General features: G+C 39.5%; 16 protein-coding genes. 3 read left to right on the top strand and 13 right to left on the bottom strand.

The window, feature by feature from the left end:
- Positions 1-74: 74 nt before the first annotated feature.
- The 8 genes from ypfJ to M3166_RS17140 all read right to left on the bottom strand — a co-directional run bounded on the left by ypfJ (position 75) and on the right by M3166_RS17140 (position 6,560).
- Entirely contained in the window at positions 75-938 is an 864-nt protein-coding gene (ypfJ, locus tag M3166_RS17175) for a KPN_02809 family neutral zinc metallopeptidase (protein WP_251691213.1), read from the bottom strand.
- 147 nt (positions 939-1,085) lie between these two features.
- Positions 1,086-1,544: a low molecular weight protein-tyrosine-phosphatase gene (locus M3166_RS17170; RefSeq protein ID WP_251691212.1), complete on the bottom strand. Its 459-nt coding sequence runs from the start codon at positions 1,542-1,544 to the stop codon at positions 1,086-1,088.
- 53 nt (positions 1,545-1,597) lie between these two features.
- Positions 1,598-2,200, bottom strand: a complete 603-nt coding sequence (locus tag M3166_RS17165; RefSeq protein WP_251691210.1) for a lysophospholipid acyltransferase family protein — start codon at positions 2,198-2,200, stop codon at positions 1,598-1,600.
- Between the two features lie 66 nt (positions 2,201-2,266).
- The gene (locus M3166_RS17160) at positions 2,267-3,157 is read right to left on the bottom strand and encodes an NAD-dependent epimerase/dehydratase family protein (RefSeq protein WP_251691208.1); all 891 of its coding nucleotides are present in this window, start codon (positions 3,155-3,157) and stop codon (positions 2,267-2,269) included.
- 6 nt (positions 3,158-3,163) lie between these two features.
- A complete protein-coding gene (locus tag M3166_RS17155) occupies positions 3,164-4,000 on the bottom strand; it encodes a putative RNA methyltransferase (protein WP_251691207.1) in 837 nt (278 codons plus the stop codon).
- A 100-nt stretch (positions 4,001-4,100) separates the two neighbouring features.
- Positions 4,101-4,979, bottom strand: a complete 879-nt coding sequence (locus M3166_RS17150) for a polysaccharide deacetylase family protein (protein WP_251691205.1) — start codon at positions 4,977-4,979, stop codon at positions 4,101-4,103.
- Positions 4,980-5,112: 133 nt separating this feature from the next.
- Positions 5,113-5,781 (bottom strand): nuclease-related domain-containing protein, encoded by a 669-nt coding sequence (locus M3166_RS17145; RefSeq protein ID WP_251691203.1) that lies wholly within the window; start codon positions 5,779-5,781, stop codon positions 5,113-5,115.
- Positions 5,782-5,840: 59 nt separating this feature from the next.
- The gene (locus M3166_RS17140) at positions 5,841-6,560 is read right to left on the bottom strand and encodes a YjjG family noncanonical pyrimidine nucleotidase (protein WP_251691201.1); all 720 of its coding nucleotides are present in this window, start codon (positions 6,558-6,560) and stop codon (positions 5,841-5,843) included.
- A gap of 132 nt (positions 6,561-6,692) precedes the next feature.
- Here M3166_RS17140 and M3166_RS17135 point away from each other — a divergent pair, with 132 nt between their 5' ends.
- The gene (locus M3166_RS17135) at positions 6,693-7,463 is read left to right on the top strand and encodes a TSUP family transporter (RefSeq protein ID WP_251691199.1); all 771 of its coding nucleotides are present in this window, start codon (positions 6,693-6,695) and stop codon (positions 7,461-7,463) included.
- A gap of 77 nt (positions 7,464-7,540) precedes the next feature.
- Here M3166_RS17135 and M3166_RS17130 read toward each other — a convergent pair whose 3' ends face one another.
- The 4 genes from M3166_RS17130 to M3166_RS17115 all read right to left on the bottom strand — a co-directional run bounded on the left by M3166_RS17130 (position 7,541) and on the right by M3166_RS17115 (position 10,782).
- The gene (locus tag M3166_RS17130) at positions 7,541-8,011 is read right to left on the bottom strand and encodes a DinB family protein (RefSeq protein ID WP_251691197.1); all 471 of its coding nucleotides are present in this window, start codon (positions 8,009-8,011) and stop codon (positions 7,541-7,543) included.
- A gap of 84 nt (positions 8,012-8,095) precedes the next feature.
- Entirely contained in the window at positions 8,096-8,602 is a 507-nt protein-coding gene (locus M3166_RS17125) for a DNA-deoxyinosine glycosylase (RefSeq protein WP_251691195.1), read from the bottom strand.
- A gap of 75 nt (positions 8,603-8,677) precedes the next feature.
- Complete coding sequence (locus tag M3166_RS17120) at positions 8,678-10,258, bottom strand: amidohydrolase (protein ID WP_251691193.1); 1,581 nt, start codon at positions 10,256-10,258, stop codon at positions 8,678-8,680.
- Positions 10,259-10,275: 17 nt separating this feature from the next.
- Positions 10,276-10,782 carry a fructose-2,6-bisphosphatase gene (locus M3166_RS17115; protein WP_251691191.1) on the bottom strand — a complete coding sequence of 169 codons (507 nt, stop codon included), beginning with the start codon at positions 10,780-10,782 and terminating at the stop codon, positions 10,276-10,278.
- A gap of 599 nt (positions 10,783-11,381) precedes the next feature.
- Between M3166_RS17115 and M3166_RS17110 the strand changes: the two genes are divergently transcribed.
- Positions 11,382-13,124: an ABC transporter ATP-binding protein gene (locus M3166_RS17110; RefSeq protein WP_251691189.1), complete on the top strand. Its 1,743-nt coding sequence runs from the start codon at positions 11,382-11,384 to the stop codon at positions 13,122-13,124.
- Positions 13,121-14,857 carry an ABC transporter ATP-binding protein gene (locus tag M3166_RS17105; RefSeq protein WP_251691188.1) on the top strand — a complete coding sequence of 579 codons (1,737 nt, stop codon included), beginning with the start codon at positions 13,121-13,123 and terminating at the stop codon, positions 14,855-14,857. Before M3166_RS17110 ends, M3166_RS17105 begins: the two co-directional genes overlap by 4 nt.
- Positions 14,858-14,904: 47 nt before the next feature.
- Here the strand turns inward: M3166_RS17105 and M3166_RS17100 are convergent, their stop codons facing one another.
- Complete coding sequence (locus M3166_RS17100; protein ID WP_251691186.1) at positions 14,905-17,106, bottom strand: MMPL family transporter; 2,202 nt, start codon at positions 17,104-17,106, stop codon at positions 14,905-14,907.
- Positions 17,107-17,149: the final 43 nt, after the last annotated feature.

The raw sequence follows: 17,149 nt of genomic DNA, 5'->3' as shown, positions 1-17,149 counted from the left end.
TGAAATAATTTTAAATTACTCTGCATAAAAAAATGTTAAAACCTATAGCATTTTTTCTATGCTATAGGTCACGTTTATAATTGGGAAGCCTCTAAGCTAAATGTATCCCCGCCTTGAAGTGTACCGGCATTATAGCCTTTTTTGAACCAGCGCATCCGCTGCTCGCTTGTACCATGTGTAAAGCTTTCCGGGACGACATATCCTTGCGCTTCCATCTGTAATGTATCGTCGCCAATGGCATTTGCTGCCGTTAACGCCTCTTCAAAGTCGCCTTCTTCCAAATAGCCCTTGTCCTGAACATGGTGCGCCCATACACCTGAATAATAATCCGCCTGAAGTTCCAGACGTTTCACCGCTTCATTGTACTTGGCTTGTGATACTTTTCCGTTTAGCGCATGTACTTGTTCGGATGTGCCCAATAATGTTTGGACATGGTGACCAACTTCATGTGCAACTACATAAGCCATCGCAAAATCACCCGGTGCATCAAACCGGTTTCTTAATTCTTTATAAAAACTTAAGTCAATATAAAGCTTATAATCTGCCGGACAGTAAAATGGTCCAACCGCAGCACTTTGCATCCCGCACCCAGAGCTTACACTATCCGTAAATAATACGAGCGTCGGGTTTTCGTAAGTCATCCCATTATCAGCAAACAATTGTTGCCATATATCTTCTGTATCCGCGAGTACTACAGAAACGAATTCCGCAAGTTCCTCTTCTTCAGCGGTCGGTTCATAGTTTTCAGAAGTTGCACCGTTTTGTGTAATGCTCTTTGATACTTCCGAAACAACATCCCCTGCATCTTCGCCATTAAGTAATGTGAAAATAATAGCAATAATTATCCCGACTCCGCCAAGACCTCCGCCGATTTTCCCGGCACTCATCCCCCGACGATCTTCCACATTACTGCTTTTTCGTCTTCCTTTCACATCCATAGCTATTCCCTCCATATGAATCTTTACATACTTTGCCATATAATTACCCTTAACTGTGCTTCTTATAACAGACAGTAGAAAATAACATTAGTTAACCAACCAAAGAATAATAAAAAACGAAACGGATGATGCCCACTTCGCTTTTCCTTATAAATCCGCTTCAATTTTTTCCATCAATGCCTCGCAGCCTTCTAAACATAGGTCGTACGTTTCCTGGAAATCTCCCGTATACCAAGGATCGGGAACATCTTTTTGATGTGTCGTCAAATCAAGGAAACGGAACACTTTTGCATCTGCTTCTGCACGCAGCATTTCAATCGTATTTTTCACGTTGCTTTCATCCATACAGACAATATAGTCAAAGCTGTCTAAATCGGAAGTGCGTAACTGTCTTGCAAGCATACCGGTTGTCATAATTCCGTATTCCTGTAATTTCGCCGTTGTCCCTTTATGCGGGGGTTCCCCAATATGGTAATTGCTCGTGCCTGCTGAGTCGACTGTAATTTTATCCGTTAAACCGCGTTTAGCGATTAAATCACGCATAACAGCTTCTGCCATAGGAGAACGGCAAATATTGCCCAAACATACGAATAGTACTTGCTTCATCTCTTTTCCACTCCTAATAAAGAAGCCGCACGAAAGTTTCCGCGCAGCTTCTGTTATTTTACTTCTGGGTGCATTTCTTTCAAATGCTCTGTTAATCGGTTCAGCTCATCTTCCAAAAATTGAACGGATTGTTCACGGCCTTCTTTTCCTGCGCCAACCGTAAATGGCTTACCGTAAATTAAATAGCCTTTTTGACGTTTGAATACACCTTTCGCATCTTTCGGACCGATATAAGCAGCCGGCAAAATTTCTGACTTCGCCAACTGGGCAATCGTCACTGCACCGGCTTTTAATTCCGAGTTTTCCGAGCTTCTCGTTCCACTCGGGAAGATTCCGACTACTTTTCCTTCTTTGATAAGCTGACGAGGGATTTTAATAACACTTGGTCCCGGATTGTCACGATCCACCGGGAATGCATTCAATCTCGTAATTAGCCAGCCTAACCCTTTTACATCAAACAGTTGTTTCTTAGCCATAAAATGTACTTCTTTTGGCAGCATCGATATCCCCAGGTTCAAAATATCGATATAGCCATTATGAGTACAGGCAACGACAAAGCCGCCTTCTTTCGGTATATTTTCTTTTCCATATACCTTTGCCTTGGACCCGTTAACCCCTAATATTCCATATACAACTCTTGCAATAAATTTATACACGTTTCATTCCTACCTTATCGTTAATCTCACTTCATTTTAATTGAAAGTACTACCTTCATTCAATGACTACTGTTTTGCCGTAGTTCCTGCAATTTGCTCGATTAATGGAGGCAGCCACTCTTCAAGCTGACTGAACGAAAATCCTAATTGCTCCGCCTTGTCATTTTTCATATACCATGTGGCTGGAATGGCGTATGGTGAACGGATTTCCTCTGTCCCAAGCAATGCTATTTTAGCACGTTCGCCTGACTTTTCTTCAATAAGAGAAATGAAGTCTTTTAAAGAAATGACCCCATTTGCTGTCGCATTAATCGGTCCTTCCACAACATGATCATTACCTGCCCACTGTAAAAAAAGGGCAGCTTCTGTTGCCTGAATGAAGGACATTTCTGCATCCATATTTAAAAATCCGATTGGTTCCTTATTAATTATGCGCTCAATATGGAAATGCAAACGGCGCGTATAATCATCTTCTCCCATGACGATTGGGAAACGAACTGCAACTACAGGAAACTCGGCAAATTTATAAAATACCGCCTCTGCCAGACGCTTTCCTTCACCATACGTAAATTCATGTGTATCCCCCATGATAATGCCATATGAAGTCGGATCGAAATCTTCTTCAGAATGCGGCTTGCCATCTGCTTCATATACAGCTAATGTAGATGTGAAAACAAGCTTGCCGATTTTCCCATTGAACAGATCGCACAGCTGTTTTGCTTCGTTTGGCGAATAACAAATATTATCATAAACAATATCAAATGTACGGTTTTCCAATGCTTTCTCAAAAGCTGCCGTATCTTTTCGATCCACTTTAATATGCTCTACTGCATCGCCAAATGGATTTTCCGACATTCCGCGCGTGACAATTGTTACTTCATGCTTTTGCTCCAATAAAAGTTCCACTAATTTACGGCCAAAAAACCGGGTCCCGCCTAATACTAAGATTTTCTTCATCTACGATCACTCCATTCCAATTAATAGATCTAAATCAATTGTAATTTCCTGTAATTGAATACTTTCTTTATCGTCAATATGCCAGCCCATCGGTGTCATTTCAAGTAGGTTTTGTACTAAATGGGATTCAAGCGGTACTGTATACGTAATTCTTTTTACTTCTGTATTTGCAAAGCTTGCTTTAAATCGCTCTACAGTTTGGGAATTTGTATAGCTTTCCTTTTCCGAATCTGCAAACGCCTGTTTACGCAGTTCTTTTAGGTAATTTTCCTGTGGCACGACTTTAATTACTTTACCGCCTCGCTTTAACAGACGTTTAAATTCATCGTAATTTGCTGGAGATAAGATATTTAAAATCGCATCAAAAGATTGCTCGTTGAACGGGCTATTCGCTAAATCACCGACACACCAAAGCTCTTCGGGATTATACTTTGCCGCTGCAATTATCCCTTCTTTTGAAATATCGATTCCTACACCAACTGGGCAATCAAGCTGTTGGCAAATACGATGTAAATGAGACCCCTCGCCGCAACCTGTATCTAAAATTATCGGTTGATCTACAGTGATTTCCCGGGCAATCGCTGCTTGTAATCGATCATAGATACCTGCTTGAATGACAGTATGGCGAGAATCGAATAATTCTTTTCCATACATTGAGTGGACAGGACGGTTTAACATATAAACATAGCCTTGTTTTGCCACATCGAATGTATGATTTGATAGACAGCTCATTTTTCCTTCATTACTTATCTCTATTTCCTGTTTACAAATAGGACATGCAAAAAGTCGGCTATTGAATTGAAACTGCTGAATACTTAACGCTCGTTTTGATAATAGACCCATGATGGATCCTCCTTCATATGTGTTCGCTAGTATCGTACCATAAACTCATTCAAATAAAAAAAGGAAATAGTGGTCACTACTCCCTTCAAATACTTTCAATCTATAATAGTTGGCTCGTTGTCACAAATTCATAGCCTTCTTCTTTTAAATACAATATGACATCCTCTAATGCGTCTGCGGATTGCTGGTGAATATCATGCATCAAAATAATGCCATTGTCCTTTGCTTGTGCCTTTAAATTCGCCAATGTCTTTTTAGGTGTTTTATGCTGCCAATCAAGTGTATCGATATTCCACAGCACTGGCGTTAAATCAATCGACTCCCGTACTTTTTCATCCAATGCTCCAAACGGTGGACGATACATCGTAGGCGTCTTTCCTGTTGCATTACAAATTGCCTCGTTTGCCCGGTCAATTTCTGCCTGAATTTGTTGTACGTTTAGCTTCGTTAAATTTTTGTGGCTCCACGTATGATTGGCAATTTCATGACCGAAAGCATCCGCTTTTTTCACGACATCTGGATACTTTGCAGCATTTTGACCGATTACAAAAAATGTTGCTTTCACTTCATACTTTTGCAAGGTCATTAAAATTTGATTGGTCACATTTTTATGGGGACCGTCATCGAACGTGAGAGCAATTCTTTTATGACTGGCCTGCTGTTCTGCCTGTTTTTGCTGCTGGTCACTTTCTTGTACAACATCGGCCTCCTTATTATCCAATATATTTTCAACCTTTATGTATGTTGTACAATTTCTGCCCGGTGACCCTCCGTCATTCATATAATACGGCATCATTTTATTTAAGCTGCCGGACGACTTGTTTATATAATCATTGGAAGCGGACGGCTCATTATAAGTAGCACTTACCGTGACCGTTTTATTACTTGCATAAGTTGGCGGTGTATCGACCCATAGACGGAATCCGACAACTGTTAATATTCCACATAATATGCTGAGCACGGTTATTTTTTTGCCCATTCTACTACCCTCCTTTCCTCTTATATTTATTAGACGTATGAAGAGAGCAAAAAGTTGATAAAAATTTGGATTTTTTTATAAATTTTCCACATAAAAAAGCAAAGTAGAAAAAACTACTCTGCTCTCTTCCTTATTAATTTGTGGCTGTGACAGTTTTTGAACGTATTGTCGGATTTTTACCATGCATAAAGGTTTCTAATGTTGAGTACAAGTTTTCAATTTCTGTATCTGATAAACGTTTCCCTTCAATTGTTGTAGCCCATTTTTTTAATTCCGCAATTTTCAGCACTTCAACATTGGAAGATTGAATTTCAATCTGCTGGAATGAACAATCGTTCGCAAAAACTACCATTGTTTCAAAAAGCATACCATCTACTTCCGGCAACTGGTCTTTTAATGTATGGATTAAACGTTTTGTTTCATGGATTGGATTATTAAATACTTGTTTTTGATTTTTATGTAATAACTCAATCCATTCGATGCTCTGTTCCCGTCCGTTAATCCAGCCTGATTTCTTTTTCATATTCATTACATAAATCCCTGATTCATGAAGTAAAAGAGCATCAATTGTTTGAACTTCATTGTGAACAGGAAGCTGTAGATTCACCATTACTTTTTTTGTACCTTGAACATGCTCCAGTTCCTTTATAAGCTGATAGGATGTTCGGACACTTTTGTTCATAAGGACGTCAAAATACGAATAGCCGGTCAATTGATAAAATGTTGTATTGTCATGACTATATAATTTAAATATAAAGTAACCTATAATCGCAATTAGAACGACCAGTATAAATAGGGTCATTGCGCTCACTCCTTGCCTGCATCATCGCATTTCATTTTATATAACACTAAATACCTTTACTAAATTCCTAAAGGCTGTTGGGTGATGGCTTTATTACTGTTTATAACCGGTAAAAGCTGAGCCAGCTTTTGTATTTCATAAGTTGGGTGAATTGTTGATGGTACTGCATTCAACGGGTTAAGCCAGCATGTATCGATTCCGGCATTTGCACCGCCGATAATATCTGCACTGTAGGAATCCCCAATAATCATCGCCTTGTTCGGATCGAAATTCGGAATCCGTTCAAACACATAATCAAAAAATGGCTTCATCGGTTTTTGATAGCCAGTATTTTCCGAAACGAAAACTTGCTTAAAATAAGGTGCCAACCCTGTTACTTGGAGGCGTTTTATCTGTGTCTCCGCCAATCCATTCGATGTAATGTACAGTTCATAGTCAGGTGCCAATGTTCGAATCAGCTCCAGTGCACCTTCAACAAACACTTTACTTTCTGCTAAATAGCCACGGTATTCAGCGTCCAATATCCTGCCATCCACTTCAACGCCAAAATGCTTGAATGTCTTTCCGAATCGGGTTTCCATTAAAAAGTCACGAGTAATCAAACCTTCCTCAAGCGAGCGCCATAAACCGGTATTAATCTCTCGGTAAACAGCTTCGATTTGAGGTGTTAATGGTAGCTGATGTGCTTCAAATAATTTCGGCAAAGCTAATCTTTCTGCAGCTTTAAAATCCAGTAATGTATCATCTAAGTCAAACAATAAAAATTGATAATCCTTCATTTGTGTACTCCGTTTCCATTATACTAATATATTACCTTATCATAATCGAATCATAATTTTAACTATTTACACTACTCCTGATTTTCGATAGCATGAGTGTATTGCTCTATTTGAAGAAAGAAGGGTTCTTTTATGGGATTTGAGTTAGACCCACAACTAGTTATTATTTTAATTTGTTTTGGTTTTTTAGCAGCATTTATCGATTCTGTTGTGGGAGGCGGTGGCCTTATTTCACTGCCTGCATTAATGTTTGCAGGGCTAAGTCCCTCTGCAGCTGTTGCAACAAACAAACTCGCCGGGACAATGGGATCCTTAACGAGTACTATTACATTTTATCGGTCTGGAAAGCTGGATATTAAATCTGTCATGAAGTATTTCCCATGGGTTTTTATTAGCTCGATGATCGGGGCTTGGATTGTCCATTTACTTGATCCAAACTTATTGAAACCTTTAATGCTGATTATGCTGGCAGCTGTAGCTGTCTATACAATTTTCAAAAAAGATTGGGGCAGTATTTCGGCGGTCAAATCACTTTCAACGAAAAAGTATATTTTATTTTTCTTAGTGATTTCACTGATTGGTTTTTATGATGGATTTTTAGGCCCTGGTACTGGGTCATTCCTGATTTTTGCATTTCTGATGGTCGGCTATGATTTTTTAAAGGCAGCCGGTAATGCAAAACTCCTTAACTTTGGGAGTAATATCGGGGCGCTTTTAATGTTTATCTATTTAGGGCAGATTAATTATACATACGGTTTGATAATGGGGGCCGCTCAGATTGTCGGAGCGATTGTCGGTTCACGGTTTGCAATTAAGCGTGGAAGCGGCTATGTGCGTGTCCTTTTCATCATCGTCACAATTACACTACTTGCAAAAAATAGCTATGATTTCTTCCTGAAATGAATTTACTGGATGTCCAACGTATACTTGGGCATCTTTTTTCATTTAAAAAGCCCCGAAATATATTCGGGGCTGAGTTCTTATTGCATTTCTTTTGTAGGTCCCATTACTGGAGGCACTGCTAAGCCTGCTTGGCGAAGTAATACTGTCATTTGGCCAGTATGATGTGTTTGGTGTGAGATTACTTTGCTGAGTAATTCACCGCGCTTCATCATTCCTCCAAAAGCAGGTACTTCTTCTAAAAGCTGTTCCTCTGTTAATGCTGCCGCTTCTTTTTTATACGCTTCGCGCACCATTTCATACTTCTCTATAATTCCAGCCATTGTTTCTGGCTGTGGCATATCAGGACCTGGGCCCGGAATTTGCAATCCCGCAAAATGGCCGAATGCGCCTGCTACACTCACTAAATGCCATGATAACCATCCTAATGAATTGTGCTCATCTACGATGGCAATATGCATTTTGTCATCCGGAATAGCTTGCATTACTTTCAATGCACCCTTTGATGAAATCGCCCAATCTTTTACAAAATCTTCAGCTACACGATACATAAATAATTCCCCTTTACTACGATTTGTTTTTATCATACCGAATAAGATGGCATTGCGCTATCAATCAACCGTTAAGATTTTTGATTACGATAAAAAATCTAGCACGATGCTCCATATTTCTACTTTTTCATCAAAGGTTTTAATATTCTTCCCTGGAATCGGACTTGTTGATGGCATCTTTTTGTACGCTCGACCGTCCAATACTTCGAGACCTATATGTCTTTTAAAAACATCGAAGCTTTTCCCGCCATTAAATAGGACAAGCTGTATTTGCGGGTATTTTTTAAAAAGCTCTGAAAAGTTATTCGGTACCTCATTTTTTATTGTTGCATCCAGGCTGCCTTCGCGTTCACAGCTTTCAATTGAATCCCATAGCCCTATACGATGTTTACGAAGAAGTGCAATTCTTTCGTTATAGTCTTCCGGAATATCGGTTGCTAGAAGCTTTCCTATAATCGGCCAAAAATGATTCCGTCGGTTGCCGTAGTATTGCTGTTTTTCCAGTGACTGCTTTCCTGGCATTGAGCCAAGAATAAGCACTTTTGTTTTTCCATCCACAATCGGAGGTAATATATTTTGGATTAGCTCCATCACAACTCCCACCATTCTTTACAATTATTTTAATGATAAAAGAACCACATAAAAGTATGCGGTTCTTTCACTCTACTATTCATTTTTATATACAATTGTTCCATCAACAACGGTCAATAATGCATTCGCCTGTAGAATTTCTTCAGCGCTACAGTTCATTAAATCCGTATCGAGTATTGTAAAATCCGCATCATATCCTTTTCGGATATAGCCACGTTCGTCTTCTTTACAAATTGCCTCGGCACTTCCAACCGTGTACATTTTCACTGCCTCATAACGGGAAACCTTTTGCTCACGGTTATAACCTTCATGTGTATCTTTTGGCTTCTTTCGCTCGACTGCCGCATAGATTGTTTCAAATGGACTCATCGCTTCAATCGGCGCATCGGTACCTGCCGCACATATGAATCCCTCATCTATAAACGTTTTCCAAGCATAATGATGACCGGCACGGCTTTCACCAAGCTTCTCCGTTACCCATGGATAGTCTGATGTAACAAAGGCCGGCTGCAAATCCAATATAACCTGCAGCTTCTTCATTCGGGCAAGCTGTTCTTCTGATACGACGCAGCAATGGATCAGGCGATCACGCTTCCCGTCAGCTACAGGATATTTTTCTAGATACTGAAGCACCTGTTCCATTGCACCATCACCGATTATATGAATGGCTACCGCTTCATTATATTTTCGCGCTAACTGAATGAGTGCTTCCATTTGAGCATCCGTATGAATGAGCATCCCTTCATTATGTTCATCATTTGCATAGGGAGCCAATAGGGATGCCGTAGATCCGCCTAATGACCCATCTGCGAAAATTTTCATCGCACCTGGTTCGATATATGGCTCATTAAATTGCGCATTATTCTTGATCATTTCCTCAAATACTGCATGATGACGTAATAAATTGACGCGGAAATGCTTCCGTTCACCAACAACGCGATGATAGGCAGTTAATGGATTCATATAATGACCATAATAACTCATTTCTTCAGTATGTCCGCCAGTTAAACCATAGGATTGCATATGTTCAATAGCCAGCTGCAAGGACTGCGCCAAGCTTTCAATATAGCTTTCCCCCTCTTGTTTGAATAGTGAAGATACTAGATTCGTTGCCTGTTCGTACAACAATCCGTTTAGCTCACCGTTTTCATGACGACCAATCTTTCCGCCTGCTGGATCTTCAGTATTTATTGTAACCCCCGCCAAATGGAGTGCAGATGAATTAACTAAAGCAACATGGTGACACACACGGTTAAGGAACAGAGGGGTATTCGTGACAGCATCTAATTCTTCTTTTGTTGGAATACGGCCATCTGTAAATTGATTTTCATTCCAACCGTCCCCAATGAGCCACTGCCCATCCTGAAGTTGGTCTGCCGCATTTTTAACCAGTTGCACAAGCTCTACCCCACTTGTTGCTACTTTCAAATCAAGACGCATCAACTTTTCACCGTGTCCAATCATATGGAGATGACTATCTACAAAGCCAGGGTACATAACTGCGCCCTGCAAGTCGATAACTTCATCTGCATCTACTAGTAAATCGTCGAAAGCCCCTGTCTCCACGATTTTACCATCATGTACAAGCACTGCCTGCACGGTCGCACCTTCTTGTTCCATCGTATATATCGTGCCATTAGTCCATAGTTGCTTCATCTTCAGCTATCCCCCGTCTACATATCAAAATCTTGTCGTTTATATGGTAGTCCTATATTCATATGATCTAGCACTGGTTCATCCGATCCTTTATAAAGAAACGTTATATCCTGCAATTCAGGTAAGTTCTCAAAATAAGAACGCGCTAACGTTTCAACAAACATATTGGCACCTGCAGACCCTTGAATTGTATAAATATCATCACCTAAATTAAGCAATAAGCTTTTATCTTCGTTTTCCATCGTATAATCCAGCAGCTCTACATCATGTTCATTTACTTTTGAGTAAATAAACGGTACTAGTTCTTCTTCACCGCTATCATAATTTTCATCAAATGGAACGGTATTTTCAGCATTTTCATCTGATTTATATAATGTAATCTTTTCCTCTTTCACTTCAGAGCTACCCTGTGTCACATTATCTGAATTATTTCCCGGGACATTATTTACATCATCACTCGTCTCTTTTGTCCCGCATGCTGCGAGCACAAGCGTAAATAGCATGACTAGTAACAATTTCTTCATCGTTGCCTCACTCCTTTTGATGTATTACTTTCAAGATACAGAATTAACAAACAATTTTCAAACTTCCGGCGGCTTTTTTCTGTGGACCTTTTATACCGAAAAATGACTAGGCCTATTAAATTATAAGAAAACCAATAAATTACAACACTGAAAATAAAATGTTTTCAAAAAATATTGACAACAATAATTGCCTCCACTAATATTAAGGAACACTAAATAAATTAAAACGAGGAAAGGAGTTAAGGGATATGAACACATCAATTGTGAATGTACACATTTCAACAGCGACAATTTCATATTGCCCTAACCTGAACTTTTGTTTTAATTTTGCACGTACATGTAAATAAAAGGCACAGGTGTGGATTCCCCTGTGCCCTTTTTCGTTTTGACACCTTTTCGAAAAATCGGAATAGGTGTCTTTTTTGTTTACATTGTGCCGACGTTTAAATACGCCTTAAGAAATGGATCGTGCATTTTAGTGTAACAAAATTTTAGGAGGGCCTTATATGACTATCTTTTTGCAACGAAAACTATTAAAAATGGATCGATATGATGACGGGTAGCAACACGATCAACATTGAAGAAAGAAGGTATATGTAATGTTTAATGTATTTGTGAAATTAAAATGGTTTTTAAAAATGTATCGTAAGCAGTATACAATTGCGATTGTACTCCTTATGCTGGCGAGCTTTATCGAAGTTTTGCCTCCATGGATTTTAGGGGAAGCCATTGATGACATGACAAATGGAGATATGGATCAGATGCAGCTGATGAAGTATGTAGGCTTCGTTATTGGCGCTGCCATCGTGAGCTACGCTTTAAACTTCATATGGCAATATCAGTTATTTGGAGGTTCCATTACGCTTGACCGTATTTTGCGAAAAAAACTGATGCATCAATTTTTAAAGATGACCCCGACGTTTTATGAAAAAAACCGTACTGGTGACTTAATGGCCAAAGCTACAAACGATTTAAATGCAGTTACATTAACTGCCGGCTTCGGTATTATGACCCTCATTGATTCGACGGTTTATATGGCACTGATTATTTTAGCAATGGGCTTTTTTATCTCTTGGAAGCTGACATTTTTTGCGATGCTCCCAATTCCAATCATGGCTATAATCATTCAATATTTAGGGAAAATTGTTCATGAACGCTATATGAAAGCACAGGATGCATTCGGTGAGATGAATGACAATGTTCTGGAATCTGTTGCGGGAACTCGTGTAATCCGCGCATATGTTCAAGAAAAGAAGGATGAAGAACGCTTCTCGGAAATGAGCGAGAACATTTTTGCTAAAAACATGCGCGTCGCTTATATTAACGGACTCTTTATGCCAATTACGAAAATTGGAACTGGTATTTGTTATGTCATCGCATTAGGTTACGGTGCTGTTCTTGTTTCAAATTCTGAACTAACGGTCGGCCAGCTCGTTTCATTTAACGTGTATTTAGGGTTGGCAATTTGGCCAATGTTTGCAATTGGCGAGCTTATTAACGTCATGCAGCAAGGAAGTGCTTCGCTAGACCGTGTACAGGATACGTTGGAATATGAAGCGGATGTACAAAATCCTCCTTCACCAATGACGCATCATGTACCGAATTCTATCGGGTTTTCTGAGTTTACATTCCAGTACCCTCTATCTCAGGTGAAAAACTTGCAGCAAATTTCACTGAACCTGAAAAAAGGGCAAACTCTTGGTATTGTCGGGAAAACAGGTGCAGGTAAGACAACATTTATTCGTCAGCTGTTGCGAGAATATCCGCTAGGCAATGGGCAAATTGCCATTAATGATACGGACTTGGCACAAATGACAAAAGAACAAATATTGGACTGGATCGGCTATGTGCCACAGGACCATGTACTATTTTCCCGTACAATTCGTGAAAACATTTTATTCGGAAAAGAAAATGCTACGAACGGTGAAATCGAAGAAGCCATTCGACTGGCAGACTTTGAAAAGGATTTATCAAATTTACCGCTTGGCATTGAAACACTTGTCGGTGAAAAAGGCGTATCTTTATCAGGAGGCCAAAAACAACGTGTATCAATTGCACGTGCATTGATTAAAGATCCGGAAATTCTAATTTTGGACGATTCTTTATCTGCTGTCGATGCGAAAACAGAATCAAAAATAATTGAAAATATACAAACAGAGCGCGCTGGAAAAACGACGATCATTTCAACTCACCGCCTGTCAGGTATTCAGCACGCGGATGAAATTATCGTGCTGGATGATGGTTATATCGTTGAACGAGGTACACATGAAGAGCTCCTACGCTTAGGTGGTTGGTACAAAGAACAGTTTGACCGCCAGCAGCTTGAGGAGGTGGAGCAATGAGTACATCTAAACGACTGTACCTGTATGCTTTAAAATTTAAAAAACCGATTTTAATCGGGTTAGCTTTATTAACAATTGCGGTCGCAACTGATATTGCAGGACCGTTCATTGCAAAATATATTATCGACCATTACATGGAACCAGGGAATCTGCAAGTTGAACCGATCGCAATACTGCTGTCGATCTTCTTCTTGTTATCTGTGCTGACTGCTGTGTTCCGTTATTTAATGTTCATCTTTTTACAACGCGGTGCAAACTTTGTTATTCAGCAGTTACGAAAAGATGTATTCGGACATATTCAAAAGCTGCCAATTGAATACTTCGATAACTTGCCGGCCGGTAAAGTCGTTGCCCGTGTCACAAATGATACAGAGGCAATACGCAATCTGTATGTAACTGTACTTTCGCAATTTGCGAACAGCTTTATTACCATTGCAGGGGTATATATAGCTTTATTTATTTTAAATTGGAAAATGGCACTTTTCGCTCTATTACTCATTCCGATTGTTTATATTTGGATGATTTTATACCGAAAATTCGCTTCACAGTACAACCATATTATTCGAACAAAAATTGCGGATATTAATGCAATGATCAATGAATCAATTAATGGAATGACGATTATTCAGGCATTCCGTCGTGAAGAACAGATGAAGCAGGAATTCGACGAGATGAATGATGAACATTACAAATACAATCGTAAGCTTTTATTGCTGGACTCCGCGACATCACATAACCTTGTCAATATTTTACGTCTTGGAATGTTTGCCGTTTTCGTTTATTACTTCGGCACCCAATCCATGACATTACCTGAAGCTGTAACAGCCGGTACGCTATATGCGTTTGTTGATTATATTACGCGCCTGTTCAATCCGATTACGAACTTAGTCAACCAGTTCTCCCAGCTTGAACGATCTCTTGTAGCAGGGTCACGTGTATTTGAACTGCTCGATCAGCAAGGGGAATCTGTAAGTACAGAACGAATTGAACGTTATAAAGGGAATGTTGTGTTCGATCATGTATCATTCGCCTATAAAAATGATGAATATGTATTGAAAAATATTCACTTTGAAGCAAAAGAAGGCGAAACAATTGCACTTGTCGGCCATACAGGATCGGGGAAAAGTTCGATTATGAATTTACTATTCCGCTTCTATGATCCGCAAAAAGGCCGTATTATCATTGACGGGAAAGATATTACGAAGCTTCCGCGCCAAGCGATTCGTGAGCATATGGGAATCGTATTGCAGGATCCGTATTTGTTCACTGGAACGATTGCTTCGAATGTTAGCCTCAATGATAAGCGAATTTCAAGAGAAACCGTTGAAAAAGCGCTTGAAGCAGTCGGAGGTGAACGTGTTTTATCAAAATTCGAAAAAGGAATTGATGAGCCTGTAATCGAAAAAGGAAGTACCCTTTCATCCGGTCAGCGCCAGTTAATTTCGTTTGCGCGTGCGCTTGCATTTGATCCGGCTATCCTTATTTTGGATGAGGCGACATCAAATATTGACTCGGAAACAGAGGAAATTATCCAACATGCAATGGATGTACTGAAAAAAGGTCGTACAACGTTTATTATTGCCCACCGACTTTCCACTATTAAAAATGCAGATAAAATTTTAGTATTGGATCGTGGTGAAATTGTTGAACAAGGCAGCCATGATGAACTTGTTGCACTTGGCGGCAAGTATGAACTCATGTATCGCCTGCAATCCGGTTCATTAACTTCTTAAAAAAAGAAGCGTATAGCCCCTTTCATCAAGGAGCTATACGCTTTTTGCTATTCTTTAAGCTTTTTGTTCGGCCAGTATGACCATTTACCAAACACCGTAATTAGAGCCGGTACGAGTAATGGACGTACGACAAATGTATCAAGCAGTACCCCTACCGCTGTTACGATACCGAATTGTACTAATAGCTGGATTGGTAATGTCGCTAATACAAGGAATGTACCTGCTAAAATGAGTCCAGCAGATGTAATAACCGCACCTGTTGAAGCAATACCATTTGAAATGGCCTGCTTATGCGCAATACCACGCTTACGGTTTTTCCATATATCAGAAATCATGAAAATATTATAGTCGTTACCTAATGCGATAATAAATACAAAACTGTACAGTGGAATCGCACTAGCCATCGCTTCATGTCCTAAACCGTAATGGATAATCAACCAACCTGCACCTAAAGCAGAGAAGAAGGATATTACTACCGTTACCATTAATTGAATCGATGTAATTAGAGCACGTAAGTATGCTAATAATACGATGAAAATAATAATAATCATGACAGGTTGAATAATGTTTTCATCGCCCGACTGAACGACTTTTGTATCTAGTTGAGAGCTCGTTTCGCCCCCGATCCAGAATTGGCCGTCTTCCAGATTGTTATCCGCAAGAATTCCTTTAACATCGTCCTTCATTTGTTCAACATCGTTCATCGCTTCATTCGAGTATGGATTTTTATCCAAATCAATTTCATAAAGTTGGATGTTGTTATTTGTTTCACCTGTACGCATTTCTTTTACGACACCGACATACGGGAGTCTTAACAGTTGTTCTGTAATATCCAGATCAGTATCTTCACTGTCTACTAACAACTGAACCGGTGCCAATTCACCTGGTGTAAAGTTTTCTTCAATGATTTTAAATCCTTCACGCGAAGGCATATCTTCAGGGAATGAGGAAATTAAATCGTAATTGTATTTAATATTTGTGGAAGTGAATGCTAAACCAATTAAAATTGCTCCTGCAACAATTATGACAAGCCATGGTTTCGAAGTAACAAATTCACCGACCGCGCGCATATAACGGTGATTAGGTTTACGTTGTTTATATGGTTTGTTTTTCTTTTCAGCATTTGCTTTTTCAGCTTCCTCTGTACGAGGAACAAACGGCCAAAACGCTGCGCGTCCTAAAATACCAAGAACAGCCGGAAGTAATGTTACTACTGCAAAACCTGTAATTAATACACCAAAGCTGAACGGAACAGCAAAACGCTGGAATGCGCCGTAATCCGCCAATGCCAATGTCGCTAAACCGATTACTACTGTTAAGCCACTCATTACAATTGCGCCTGTTGATTCACGAACAGCCGATGCCAATGCTGTAAATTTATTATCTTCGGTCAGCAGTATATCTCGGTAACGTGTAATTAAGAATAAACAATAGTCCGTACCTGCACCAAACAATAATACAATCATAATCGCTACCGCTTGTGCATCTTTAGCGATCCATCCGTTTTCAGCCATCACGCCCAATAATGGACTTACAACTAAATACGCTACCCCTACAACAATTAACGGGATAATCGCTAAAATTGGTGAACGGTAAATGACTAATAAGATGACTAAAATGATAATTACAGTGGCAACCATTAGTTGTACATCAGCTGCTTTGAAAAGATCTGTCGCATCAATCGAGATACCAACGGGTCCGGAGAATCGAGCATGAAGCCCTTCATCATCTAAATTAGTATCATATGGATTTTCGCCAAATTGATTTTCTGTACGTTCTTTAATAATCGCTAAATTTTCTTTTAGAACATCTGAATTTTTTTCTGTTGAGAAGAAAACAGGTGTGACAAGTGCTGCACCGTTCTCAGAAAGTGACCCCATCAATGCTTGAACGGGAAGGTCATGGAATGGCGGGATTGTTTCCTGCCCATCTAACGGTTCATCCGCCAGTTGTTTGTATAACCCTTTAATATTTGTCAAATCTTCTTCTGTAAGACCTGATTCGTTATACCAAGTAATTAATAGCGGAATCCCACTATCAGAAGAAAACTCTTCCTCCATAATTTTTCCCGCTTGAATTGATGTATAAGTATCAGGGATTTCATCGCCCACAAAGTTTTCAACACTATTAATTTGCGGGAAGATAAGTGCAAATAAAACAGCAAACATAATCCATAAAGCCAAAACGATCCAACGTGTTTTCTTACCGCCCATTACACTTCCCCATTTTTCCAATGGATGTTTAGACATCACATAACCTCCTCTTATTTTCCTCTTCCAAATATTACAAAGT

It is taken from the genome of Solibacillus isronensis (assembly GCF_023715405.1).
In the GTDB taxonomy this organism is placed as follows: Bacteria; Bacillota; Bacilli; order Bacillales_A; family Planococcaceae; genus Solibacillus; species Solibacillus isronensis_B.
The sequence above is the reverse complement of the archived record's forward strand: the minus strand, read 5'-3'. Positions and strand labels throughout refer to the sequence as shown.